This window comes from Stutzerimonas urumqiensis, from assembly GCF_003640395.1.
Lineage (GTDB): Bacteria > Pseudomonadota > Gammaproteobacteria > Pseudomonadales > Pseudomonadaceae > Stutzerimonas > Stutzerimonas urumqiensis.
The window spans coordinates 81,913-94,191 of the sequence record NZ_RBZQ01000002.1; the positions used below are offsets into that span (position 1 = coordinate 81,913).

6 protein-coding genes are annotated in these 12,279 nt (G+C 63.2%); all 6 read right to left on the bottom strand.

Going from position 1 to position 12,279, the window contains the following annotated elements:
- Window positions 1-231 precede the first annotated feature (231 nt).
- Window positions 232-2,004, bottom strand: coding sequence for a DUF4214 domain-containing protein (locus D7325_RS03855; protein WP_120994220.1), 1,773 nt, complete (start codon window positions 2,002-2,004; stop codon window positions 232-234).
- Between the two features lie 273 nt (window positions 2,005-2,277).
- Window positions 2,278-4,371 carry an acyltransferase family protein gene (locus D7325_RS03860; protein WP_245962003.1) on the bottom strand — a complete coding sequence of 698 codons (2,094 nt, stop codon included), beginning with the start codon at window positions 4,369-4,371 and terminating at the stop codon, window positions 2,278-2,280.
- Window positions 4,372-4,381: 10 nt separating this feature from the next.
- Window positions 4,382-6,460, bottom strand: coding sequence for an acyltransferase family protein (locus D7325_RS03865; protein WP_120994222.1), 2,079 nt, complete (start codon window positions 6,458-6,460; stop codon window positions 4,382-4,384).
- Window positions 6,457-10,257: a glycosyltransferase gene (locus D7325_RS03870; protein WP_120994223.1), complete on the bottom strand. Its 3,801-nt coding sequence runs from the start codon at window positions 10,255-10,257 to the stop codon at window positions 6,457-6,459. The genes D7325_RS03865 and D7325_RS03870 overlap by 4 nt, the downstream gene beginning before the upstream one ends.
- Window positions 10,247-11,473, bottom strand: coding sequence for an ABC transporter ATP-binding protein (locus tag D7325_RS03875; protein ID WP_120994224.1), 1,227 nt, complete (start codon window positions 11,471-11,473; stop codon window positions 10,247-10,249). Before D7325_RS03875 ends, D7325_RS03870 begins: the two co-directional genes overlap by 11 nt.
- Complete coding sequence (locus tag D7325_RS03880) at window positions 11,470-12,264, bottom strand: ABC transporter permease (protein WP_120994225.1); 795 nt, start codon at window positions 12,262-12,264, stop codon at window positions 11,470-11,472. The genes D7325_RS03875 and D7325_RS03880 overlap by 4 nt, the downstream gene beginning before the upstream one ends.
- Between the last annotated feature and the right edge of the window lie 15 nt (window positions 12,265-12,279).

The window sequence follows — 12,279 nt, forward strand, 5'->3', positions numbered from 1 at the left end:
CGGGAAGGCTGCCGGCCTTCAGGCAGGTTGTCTGCGGTAACGGCAAGTTTTGATATCGGCGATGGCTTGAACCATCAGCCAAACGGACGCAGAGAGTTGGCTGGTGCGCGCAGGGGCGCGTAGGGCGAGAGCTAAAACAAAACCCCGCCATGAGGCGGGGTTTTGTTCAGACCGCAGGACAGGTATCACCCCATGGGGTTTTACCGCCTTGCGGGGCTTACTACATTCGCGTTAAGCGAAGGTGACCAAGCCAGTCTGGGCGTCGAAGGAAACGTCCTCTACATCAGTTACAGTACCAGCCAAGGTAATGACTGTTGTCTCTGGGGTAGCGGCGCTGCTGCCAAACACGCTTGTTTCAACATGAAGCTCGACAGCACCAGTTGTCGCGTTTTCAACGATGAACATTTCCAGCGCACTGTCATTGCCGCCCTGAATCCCGGCAGTGTTGGCATCACTGTCAGTGCCGAGCGTATAACCAGTACCGACGAAGAGCACGTCGCCAGCAGTGATGTCTACGGTCGAATCGGTACCGCCAACTACGAAGACTTCTTCATCAGCAGTGCCAGCTTCGGTTGCCGTATCAATCGGCTCCAGGATGTAACCCAGCTCAGTGATTGCAGTGCCAGCAGCGATGATATCGGCGTTGAGTTCAGCAAGATCAGCAGCCGGAGCAGCCGCCTCGTTGAATTCTTCAACCGCCGCTTCAAGTGCTGCTTGCTGTGCTAGCGCTGCCTGCAGGGCCATAACCGGCTCCTCGGTAGTCGCATCAGTGTCAGCAGTGAAGACATTGTTAGTCGCGTCATAGACATCACCGGTACCGATGTTATCGATCTTGGCACCAGTTGCGTCCAGGGCGGTGTTTGCCTCGGCAACTGCCTTATCGGCAGCCAGACGCGCCTGAACGTCGGCCAGCAAGGCGTTGGCGGCAGCTGCCTCGGCTGCAGAAGTGCTGCTAAGTGCAGCCCAGGCGCTGTTTACGACCAACTTACCGTCGACGACGGTAAGAATCTGAGTACTACCGTCAGTAGCCGCACCAGTGGCGTCATCGATCGTGGTGATGTCAGTGCCATCATAAATGGCATTGAACTTAGCGAGTTCAGCCGTCTGCTCGAGATCAGCAGCAGTCTGGCTCTCCACCGCTTCTTCATAGGTCGCGAGCTGGCTGTTAAAGGTATTGACCAGAGCCGACAGCCCTACCACCTGAGAGACTTCCTGCTGAGCTGCGCTAACCGCAGAAGTGGCAGCGGCCTGAGCAAGCTGGATCTTCTGAGCGACGATAGCCGGAGTATCAGTCGACTGAACTTCCGCACCACCAAGCACGTTGATCTCATCATTCAGATTGGTAGTAGCGGTGGTGAGGGCATCGCTAATCTGAGTTTGAGCGGCTGTAACATCTGCATCAGTACCGGTAGCCGCGTCGCCCAGGTAGGCCTCGGCAAAGGCTTGCAGCGCGTCGTTGGCACCATCCAGCGTACCCAGGGCAGAAGCCAGCTCGGCATTGCTGACGCCGGTAACATCGGCTACTACCGTCAATGCATTCGCAACGCTTGCAGTCGTACCGTCAACGGTATCCAGAATGTTGCCGCTTTCGACCTTGCTGGCCTCAACGTACGCATCGCCCTTGGCGGAAGTGTAGAAGTTGGCAACGGTGACCTTGTTGGAGACGATCAGAGCATCGTTGGTGCTCAGGCCGCTCAGGATGCCTTCGATCAGCTGATCTTCGGTGATCACACCGGTTTCGATGGCGTTGGTCCAGAACTCCAGACCACCTTCGTCAGCAACGCGACCCAGCACGTTTTCATAAACGGCGGCGACCATTTGCTGGGTGGTCATGTTTTCGTACTGGGCCGTGTACTCTTCGCTCTGAACGAAGGAGGCGTGCACGTTATCCAGGCTCAGGCCGCCGTTGTTGATGGCGTCGAGCCAGAAGGTCAGACCTTCCTGGTCGGCGGCACGGCCGAAGTAACCGATGTACAGCTGTTGCAGATCAGATGCAGTTGCCATTTATAGCTTTCTCCAGAAATTAGTCGAATCGACAAGCAGACCTGGATGAATCAGGCCCGTCGGCCCAGCCTGCCTGCCATGCCCCATCGGGGCATGGCCCCCCATGATGGGAACGCTCCATGCCATAGTAGATGCAACTCGCTTACTTTTCCCAATAAGCGACTACACATAACGGAATAAAGCGCGGCCATCCTACACATTTTCCCGATAAGCCAACAAGGCCGAAATGGACTTAAGCCAACCGTTTGGCGCGCTCCCCGCTAAAAACTTGACTCAATCGTCGCCGGTGAGTTCAGGCTCGCTGGTCGCCGCAGGCGGACGGTCACTGATGAAGCGCTCAAAATGAGGCAGCAGCAGCCGATTGGCAAAGCCACTCAGGTGGTCGCCGTCGAAAAACAGCGGGGCTTCACCCCGCCAGGCAGAGCAAGCCTCAGCATCTGTACACAGGAGCGGAAAAGGGTCCCAGACCGCCGCGCCAGGCACCCTGTCGGCCACGGCATACAGGGCTTCGAGTATCGGAGCGCGGTAGCTTTCCAGCTCGGCTCGCGAAACCCGGAACCCTGGTTCGCATACCGGATTGCCTCGGTTGAAGCTGTCTGCGCAGCGGAAAGGCGGGGATCTGAAGACGGGCTTCGGCCCTTCCAGAATGATGCGTACACCTCGCTCGGCCAATGGCATCAGGTCATCGACTGCCGCTTGTTGCGCCCTTTGACGTCCCGCACGGGCCTCTTCGCTGAACACCTGGTAGCGAATCTCATCGAGCGGGTAGACGCCCCATTGGTCGGAAAGTCTCGGCATCCGCATCGAGGCAAGGAAAAGGATGTCGCCTGACTTGGCGCGTGAGCCAATGTCCGCCAGCGCCGCCTCCGCGTGGCTCCGACAAACGGGATGATCGATGTCACGCCAGGCTTGCAGACTGACGAACGGGCAGCCGCCATTGTTGTAGGCCACTATGCGCATTGAATGACGAATGGCGAACTGCTTGAACATCGCTTCATAGGCCAGCGCATGGGAGTCACCGATGACGTATAGCGTCCGAGCCTGCAAGGGCATCTGCCGCTCACAGCCACGCGGCTCATAAATAGATAGCAGCCCGCCGTCGCTGGCCTGATGCCGAGGCGATGCGTCGCAGCCCGGGTACGCAGGATCGGCGTTGACGCCATGTGGGTACCACATAGCGGGATTACGGCCTGGCGAGGTGAGCGATAGCATCCCCTCGGCCTTCACGATGCGCTGATCGAGCCATGCCGCCCCACCGACGAGCAGCAGGCCGCCCAGCAAAACGGCCACCTGCGGTGTGCGCTTGAGGAGCCGCGCCTTACGAACCGGGTTTTCGATCAGGCGGTACGAGGCGACCGCCAGCAGGGACGCCAGCACGACCGCGCTCGTCCTCAGCAGCGGCGTATCGAGCCCAAGTGTCCATCGAAACATGACGAACACGGGCCAGTGCCAGAGATAGAGCGAGTAGGAGATTTTTCCTACCGCGACCAGCGCTCTGTTACCCAGCAACCGATGTAGTGCACGAAGGTCTTCACGCTGATGCAGGCTGAAGATCAAACCGAGCGTGCCGGCCACCGTCACCAGTGCACCCGGCATTGGGAATCCGCGCGCAGTCGTAACGAAAAACGAGGCCAGCAGGGCAAGCAGCGATATCCAACCCAGCGCCGCACGCGCCCAGCCTGACCCCCGGCCTGAGGGCGTCGGAACGAGCGTTATGAATTGATAAAGCAGGACGCCCGAGGCCAGTTCCCAGAAGCGGCTCGGGCTAAGAAAGAAGGCCTGCAAGGGGCTCGAGTGGCTCTGCCAGCCGGCATATATGGCCGAAGCCAGCAACCCACCGGTAAACAGTGCAACCGACACCCAACGTCCCCGCCCGCCTCCGAGCCAAGCGAGAAATAGCAATGGGAACACCAGATAAAACTGTTCCTCGACGGCCAATGACCACGTGTGGGTGAACGGATTGAACTCGGCCGCCGGCGCAAAATAGTCGCGCCCGGTTTCGGCCAGAATGAAATTGCTGAGCCCAAAAAAGGCGTAGAGACCCGTCTTCTCATTAACGGAGCTAAGCCATGAGCCCGGTATGAAGAGCGCTGCCGCCAGGCTCGTCAGGAGCAAACAGACAATCAGGGCCGGGAATATCCGCCTGATGCGCCGCGCATAGAAACCAACCAGCAGCGGCAACAGTGCGCGCTCACGGTAATGAGCGACACTGGCGCTGACCACGAAGCCGGAGATGACGAAGAAAACGTCCACCCCGACGAATCCTGCCGGCAACCAACTCGAATCAAGGTGATAGAGGATGACCGACAGGACTGCGAGCGCACGCATCCCGTCGATATAAGGGAAATACCTGTCGGCGTGAGACATGCCCTGATCCCTATGGATTGCGTGCCTGGCGCTCATCGGCCGCCATGAACCGACTGAAGGAATCGACCAGTTGCCGGTTGCCGTGGCCGCTCAGGTGGTCGCCATCCAGGAAAAGCGGCTTTCCTCCGTCCCAGGCAGAACAGGTTTCGTTTGGACAAAGCACCGGAAAGGGATCCCAGGTCGCCACACCCGGCAGCCGTCGCTGGACCTCGTCGAACGCTGCGAGCACAGGCGCGCGAAGCGCTTGCAGCTCGGCTTTAGGCATCTGGAAGCCGCCTTCGCAAACGGGATTCATGCGGTTGAACCAGTCAGCGCATCGAAATGGCGGCGACTTGAATATTGGCTTCGGCGCTTCGAACACAACCCGCACGCCCTGATCGGTAAATCGACTCAACACCGTAACCGTATCTGCCACGATGCGCTGCCGCCCGGCATCCGCTTCGGGGCCGAACATATGGGCATAGGCTTGCTCGGGATCGATGGCGGCCCATTGGCTGCTCAGGCGCGGCAAACGCAGCGACGGCAGGAACAGGACGTCGCCGGGCTGGAGGGTTTCGATTTCGCCCAACACTCTGTCCACGAAGCGTCGGCACTCGGCGTTGTCGTTCCAGGGTTGCAGGCTGATGAAGGCACAACCACTTTTCACATATGCCTTGATACGTACCGCATGCTCAATCGCATAGGCCTCGAACATCGCCTCATAGGCCATTGCATGCGAATCGCCAATTACGTAGAGGGTCGAGTCGCTCAGAGTCTTCGGCTCGGTGCAATGCTTCGGGACATAAAGCATGAGTACGCCACCTTCGACGGGGTGGTATTCCGGGTCGGCAACACACCCGGTGCTCGCCCCCTCGGCGCTCACCTGATTTGGATACCAGTCAGCAGGTGATTGGCTCACGCTCGTCAGCGAGATAGCGGGTTGGAGCCGATCGATCGCGCGCGCCGACCACCATGCTCCGCTGACGATCAATAGGCCACAGAACACGATGGCAGCCTGCGGCGCCTGCCGGAGGTGCCGTGATTCGCGTACAGGATTTTCTACGAGGCGATAGGAAAGAACCGCCAGCAGGAAAGCCAGCGCCACGGCGAGCAGGCGCAGCCCCGGCGTATCCAGCCCGAGCGTCCAGCGGAACAGCACGAATACCGGCCAGTGCCAGAGGTAGAGCGAGTAGGAGATCTTGCCGATCGCTACCAGCGGCCGGCTGCCGATCAGGCCGTGCAGGTGACGGTGCTCCGGGCAATCGTGCAGGCTGTAGATCAGGCCGAGCGTGCCAAGGACAGCGGGCAACGCCCAGGGGAACGGAAAGCCCTGCGACGAGGACACCGCGAAGGCGACTGCCAGCAATGCCAGCGAGGCCAGGCCGATCAGTGCGCCGAATGTCCCGTTGCTGCCCGGACGACGGGGCGACAGCGCGACGACCTGGTAGAGCAGCACACCGGCCGCCAACTCCCAGAAGCGACTCGGCGTCAGGAAGTACGCCTGCGTGGGGCCGGCCTGGCTCTGCCACGCCGCGTAGCCCAGCGACGCCACCAGCCCGGCGACGAACAAGCCAACCGACAGCCATTTGCCGCGACGCCCGGCCAGCCAGGCGATGAACAGGAAGGGGAAGACCAGGTAGAACTGTTCTTCGACCGCCAGCGACCAGGTATGGGTGTAAGGGTTGAACTCGGTAGTCGGCGCGAAGTAGTCCCGCCCGGTCTGCGCGAGGATGAAATTGCTCAGACCGAAGAAGGCGTACAGGCCGGTCTGCTGGTTGACTTCACTGAGCCAGATAGCCGGTACGAAGAGCGCTGACAGGTAAGCGGTCGCCAGCAGGCAGACGATCAGGGCGGGGAAGATCCGCTTGATGCGCCGCGCATAAAAAAAGCCGAGCAACGGCAGCAGGCCACCGCCCTTGAAGTTGGCGACGCTGGCGCTGACCACGAAGCCGGAGATGACGAAGAATACGTCGACCCCGACGAAGCCCCCCGGCAACCACGGCGCATGCAGGTGGAAGATCAGCACCGAGAGCACGGCGAAGGCGCGCAGCCCGTCGATGTAGGGGTAATAGCGGTTGCCCACATGGGGCGTATGGGTGGTCGAGGTCATGTCAGGCCAGGCGTGTGTCGGTCAATCGAGCCGCAGTCGTCAGTCAGCAAGCGCGCGAGGTGGGCGGCGCTCTGCCGCCAGGTCAGCCAGGGCATTCCGGCGGAGCCCGGCTGGAACCCGTCGCGAACCCAGGCCTCGATGGCATCGGCCAGTGCGGTCGGCTCGGCCGCCTGGAAGAAGCGCGCATGCTCGCCGGCCACTTCGCGGAATACCGGGATGTCGCGCGCGAGAATGGGCAGGCCCTTCTGCGCCGCTTCGATCAGCGGCAGCCCGAAGCCTTCGTCCTCGGACGCGGCGAGCAGGCCGTCGGCGCTGGCATAGACGCGCTCGAGGTATTCATCGCTCACGCCGTCGAGCCAGAACAACCGCCGATCCCGCTCGGGATGCTGGCGCAAGCTGGCGACCAGCGACGGGATGCTGCGACGCTCGTCTTCCGGCAGGTTCAACCAGCCCTCGCGGCCGACGATCACCAGGTTGACCTCGACGCCCCGTGCCCACAGCTCGGCGAACGCCGCCAGCGCCTGAGCATGGCATTTGCGCGGCTCCAGCGTGCCGACCATCAGGATGCTCGGGCGCGCGGCCAACTGCTCGAGCACCTGCCCGGCGGATTCGGGCAGACCGGTCGTGGGCGCGGAGTTGGCAAGGTCGGCGCCGTGGTGGGACACGCCGATGGCGAAGTCATCGAGCCGCCAGCGCGCCTGCAGGCGAATCCAGTATTGCAACTCGTCGGCGACCGTTCGGGTCACGCAGACGGCGCCGTCGAGCTGCACCACGTTGCGCAGCCACTCACCGAAGTGCGCCTGCGCTCGCGCCGGGAACAGCTCCGGGCGGGTGACTGGCAAGAGGTCGTGAACCAGCATGCGGCAGCTGACGCCCCGCGCGCGAAGCGCGCCGAACAGCCCGGCCCGGCTGGCCTGGATGAAGGCATCGCCGGAAATATCCAGCGCGATGAGGCGATCTCCGGCGCGGTAGTCCGCCTCGTAATCGGCAAGGTGCGCCGGCGCGTTGAGCAACGAAGCGGTGTAGGCACAGGCGTAGCGGTAATGCCAGCGCCCGCCCTGGTCGGTCAGGTAAACCGGTTCGACCCGATAGCCGTGGGGCGGCGTCTCCAGCAGGGCGAGCGTCAGTGCGCGGGCGACGCGCTCGATGCCAGTGTGGTGATCCAGACGGCAGGTGGCCGTGATGTCGAGCAGCAATTGCGGCTGGCGCACCGGCGCCGGCAAGGTCGGCTCGAGGCGCTCGGCCAGCGCCTGGATAGCGCGCGCGCTCGGCTCCTGGCGGCCGAGTGATCCGAGCGCCTCGCGCAGGCGGCGGTCTTCGTCGCGCTGGCGTTGACCGAACCGGGCAAGCGCCTCCCGGTACAGCCCGGCACAGCGCTCCGGGGCATAGTGCGTTTCGATCAGGGCACGGCCGCGACGGCCGAGCGCGGTACGTGCCGCTTCGTCCTGCCAGAGATGCTCCAGCGCGGCGACCAGCTGGGCGTCGTCGAAGTCATCCGGCAGCCGGTACACGCCTTCTTCGGGCAGGTCGGCCATGCTGCCGTTCGCGTTCACGATGGTCGCGAGCCCGTGGTTCATGCAGTCGAGTACCGTGCCGGAGGTTTCGCCACGCGACAGGGTGCGAAGCTGCACCCCGAGGTCCGCGGCCGCGAGGTAGCCGCGGAAGGTATCGACGTCGGCCCAGCCGGTGATGCGGATGCGTTCGGACAGGCCGCTGTCGGCGATCGCCCGCCGAAGAGTTCGGCCGTAGTCGTCATCGCCCAGCTCGCCGACGAACACCAGCAGGCTATCCGGCTGGGCAGCCAGCCGCGAGGCCAGCCAGGCGCGCAGCAGGCGGTCGTTGAGTTTGGTGAGGCCGAGCAGGCCGAAGCTGCACACCACGAAGGCCTGCGCCGGCACGCCCAGCCGCGCCCGCGCAGCGGCCTTCGGCTCGACCGCGGCAGGCTGGCGCAGGTGGGGAATCAGCGCCCAGTCCGCACCGGCATCGGGGCCGTACCACTCATGCGCCAGGCGCAACGACACCGCCGAGTGCACGATCACGCCGCGCGCGCTTTCGAGCAGCGTACGGTTGAAGGGGTAGGCCAGTGCGGCGCGCCCTTCGTCTTCGGCCAGGGCCATGTCGGCCAGCGCACGATGGCCCTGGCCGTAATGCAGCTCGCGCCACTTGATGCCAGCCAGACGCGGGTCTTCGTCCAGCTTCCAGATCAGGCCGCTGAGGAAGAAGTCATGCAGCACGACCACGCCCGGCACCTCGGCGAGCAGTTCGTGCATCCAGGCATGAAAGGGCGCGTTGCCGATGTGATAGAGGACGACCTGGTAGTCATCGGCATGGTCGCGCAGCCAGCGCGCATCGCGCGATGTGCAGTGCTCGACGATCCAGGGGTCGTCGATCGAAGGCTGGTCTGTGATGACATCGATGAGGTAGTGCGCCGAGAGCGCCGGCAGCAACTCGGCGCTGTAGTCGGCGATGCCGGTACGCGCCGGCGGGAGGGGTGAAACGTAGGCCAGCCGCGGCAACTGGCCTGTCTCTTGCGACGCCGCGGGTGCGCGCATGCCCAGCGCTTGCAGTCGGCGGGCCAGCCGTTCGACGCGGCCAAAGGTGTCCTGCGCCTGGTTGCTCGCCGCGTTGACGCGCCGAAACACGCCAAGGTAGTGCTGCAGCCTTGCCTGTAGTGCGGGCGATCTGCCCAGCATGCCAACCAGTCGTGCCTCCAGCTTCGAGTCGCGTGACAGCCGCGACCTCAGCCACAGGATCGGACGTGCGAGGGCCAGGGCGACCCGATGCTTGAGCGAGGCCCGATCAAGCCCTCCGCGCCGCAGATGGCCTGCAACCGATCGAATGCGGCGATAGAAGCGGATCAGCAAGACCTTCTCGAGGAATGACAGGCGGGCTTCAAGCTGCTGGAGTGCCTGGCCTTGGGCGGCGAGTTCACGTCGGTCGGCCTCGCGTTCCCGCTCTGTCTGCTGTAGGCGTGCCAGCTGTTCGCCTTGCAGACGAAGGACGCGATCGTATTCCTCCAGCTGGCCGGGCTGGGGCAGCTGCCGCTCGAGCTGGCGGTCGTGACGGTTGGCCAGCGTCTCGAGATCGAGCCCGCGCTGCTGGGCGAACAGCTCGTCGAACACCGCCACGTCGATGTCCGTCGTCGGCGTCTTCTGTGCCACCACGGCGTAGTCGGGGCTGACGCCATAGAGCACCTGCCACAAGCCAATGCGCGCATCGTCCCGATGCAGGGCCGGGTCTTCCTGCAAGCGCAGCACCTGGGTGCGACCGAAGCCGCCGAACTGGCACAGGAAATCGAGGAACAGCGACGGGACCGGGCGCTGATGGGTCGGGTCCAGGTAGAAGTTGTTGGTGCCGACGATGAGGTTTTCGCCATTCGGCGTCTCGAGCAGCAGCAGGCCGCCCGGCGACAGGACTCGCCGGGACTCGACGAGCAGTGCGGCGAGGTAGTCGAACGGCAGGTGTTCGACCACATGAAAGGCCGTGACCAGTTCCAGACAGCCATCCGGCATGGCCTGCAATGCTGCCAGCGCATCGCGGTTCTCGGCGTTCAGGCCGCGCTCGTGACAAGCCGCCAGCATGGAGTCGTCCAGGTCGACGCCATGCGCCGCAAAGCCGCTCTCTTCCAGCAGCTCCAACCACTCGCCACGACCACAGCCGATATCGAACGCACGCGGCTGGGCACGCATCCGCTTCAGGGCATCGAGCCAGGGGCGGTAGCCTTCCTGACGGTGGCGAATCTCGTCTCGCGAGGCACGAAAGCGCTCCTCGAGCGCACGATAGAAATCAGCATTCATGGTGCGTTTCGCACTCCGATTCCACTTTCAGCCATGCCACGCCCGAAAACTCGTGCTGGCTGCGGTTGACGATCTCGAACATCAGCGCCCGCTCCTGCCATGCATAGTTGCGTTCGATATGGCCGGCGTGGCTGTGCAGCGCAAGGGTGATGGAATAGGTGCCTGGGCCGATGTTGGCCGGGAAGCGGAAGCGCCAAGACAGGGCCTCGCCCGCCGGCACCTCGTAGCGAACCTGACCGAGCTGGCGGGTATTGGTGCCGAAGACATCCTGGCCGTAGCGATCCTTGATCAGAAAGCCCAGCACCAGGTCGGGCAACGCCGCCACGCAGCGAGCGCTGACCCGCAATTCGACCGACTGGCCGACATCGACGACTTCCAGCGCTTGCCCTCGCGCATCATGCAGAGCCGCCTCGGTAAAGGTGGCCTCGCCGGTCCCGGAAAGCAGCGCGCCGCCATGACCGGGCAACTCGGCGATCTGCTGGTCCTGATGGTCGGCCAGCATCGCGTTGTAGAAATCCATCACCGCATCCGGCGCCCCTTCCATGGCGACACGACCATGATCGAGCAGGATGGCGCGCGTACAGATGCTCTGGATGGCCTGCTTGTCATGGCTGACCAGCAACAGGGTCGTGCCCTCGCGCGCGAACTGCCGGATGCGATCGAAGCTCTTGTGCTGGAAGTAGGCGTCGCCGACCGAGAGCGCCTCGTCGACGATCAGGATTTCCGGGCGCTCGGCCGTGGCGATGCTGAAGGCGAGGCGCATCTGCATCCCGCTCGAATAGACACGCACGGGCTGGTCGAAGTAATCGCCCAGTTCGGAAAAGGCATGCACCTCGTCGATGAACCCCTCGATCTGCGCATGCGCGTAGCCCATCAGGCCAGCCACGTGATAGACGTTCTGGCGCCCGGTCAGCTCCGGATTGAAGCCCATCCCCAGCTCGAGGATCGCGGCCACCCGCCCATTGACCGCCACCTGTCCGGCGCTGGGCTTGAGCGTACCGGTGATGATCTTCAGGAGGGTGCTCTTGCCTGCGCCGTTGAGCCCGATGAGGCCGACCGCCTCGCCGGGCTCCAACGCGAACGTGACATCGTGCAGGACCTGTGTCTGCTGTACCGAACCGAGGCGGATACCAAGCCAGGCCAGGACCCTGTGGCTCTCGCGGCGATAGCGCAGGAACGACTTGCTGACCGAGTCGACTTTCAGTGCCCAGCTCATAGGACATCCACCACGTCGTCGATGCCCCGACGGTAGACCCAGACGGCAAGCACTACCGAGACGGCCGCACAGGTCGCCGGATAAATCAGCACGCCGAGATCAGGCGCCTGCCGGTACAGCAGGACGTCCTGATAGCCCTGCACGATGCCGGTCAGCGGGTTGAGGTAGAGAAGGTGCCGGTATCGCTCGGACAGCAGTTCGAGGTTGTAGACGATCGGCGTGAGCCAGAACCCGAACTGAAGGACGATGCTGACGATCTGGCCGATGTCACGGATGAATACATTGAGCAGGCCCAGCAGCAGGCCGACCCCCAGCGCGAGCACCAGCAGCAGCGCCATCAGGATGGGCAGCCAGACGATGGCGGCCCCGGGCAGATGGCCGAGGAAGGCGAAAATCACCAGCACCGCAGCGAGCAACAGCAGGTTATTGAGCAATGCGCTGCCCGTCATGATCGCGGGGAGTGCCAGCTTGGGAAACACGACCTTTTTGAGCAGATTGCCGTTCTCGATGTACAGGTTGAGCGAGCGACTGACGATCTCGGCGAACAGCGACCAGGCGAGAATGCCGGCGGTGAGATAGATCGGATAGGCATAGGCCGTGGTCAGTCCCGGCAGCTTCGCCGCCATGACGATGGACAGGACGAAGGCGTAGATGGCGACCTGCGCCAGCGGGTACAGCACGATCCAGAGAAACCCGAGTCGACTGCGCACGACGCGGGATACGAACTCGTTGCGGATGGACGTGCGAATGAAATGGCGGGCTCGCCAAAGCTCGCCAAGCTGCTGATTCAATGCGGGTTCCTTCGC